Here is a 521-nt window from a genome sequence, read left to right on the forward strand (position 1 = left end):
AACCATGGTGTGCTCCCGGGTCGCTCGGTATGTGGCGGCCCCGATCCTATCAGCGGGATACCACGGACAAAACGGTTCGGCGTTGCCTCGGAGAACCGCCACGGCAAAAAAGGCACAGCAAAAGGCACAGCAAAAAGGGCCCATCAAAAATGATGGACCCTTTTGCTGTTTGGTCGGGGTGACAGGATTTGAACCTGCGACCTCGTCGTCCCGAACGACGCGCGCTACCAAGCTGCGCCACACCCCGTAACCACTGCCAATCAGCGGGTTTCCCCGCCGGTGAAGCAACTTTACAAGTGTAGACGATGAGGCGCGGTTCCGCGAAACCGGCGCTTTGCGCGCCGTCGTCGTCCTACACCAGCGACTCCTGCCAGGCCGCCTGCAGCTTGGCGAACCGGCCGGTGCCGCCGGTGAGCTCGGCCGGGGTGCCGTCCTCCACCACCTCGCCGGAATGCATCACCAGCACCCGGTCGGCGATCTCCACGGTGGAGAGGCGGTGCGCAATGATCAGTGCGGTCCGG

At 63.5% G+C, this 521-nt stretch carries 1 tRNA gene; it reads right to left on the reverse strand.

What is annotated here, in order from left to right:
• Positions 1 to 170: 170 nt before the first annotated feature.
• Positions 171 to 247: transfer RNA gene (locus PV363_RS17900), tRNA-Pro, on the reverse strand.
• Between the last annotated feature and the right edge of the window lie 274 nt (positions 248 to 521).

The organism is Mumia sp. (assembly GCF_028803055.1).
Taxonomy (GTDB): domain Bacteria; phylum Actinomycetota; class Actinomycetes; order Propionibacteriales; family Nocardioidaceae; genus Mumia.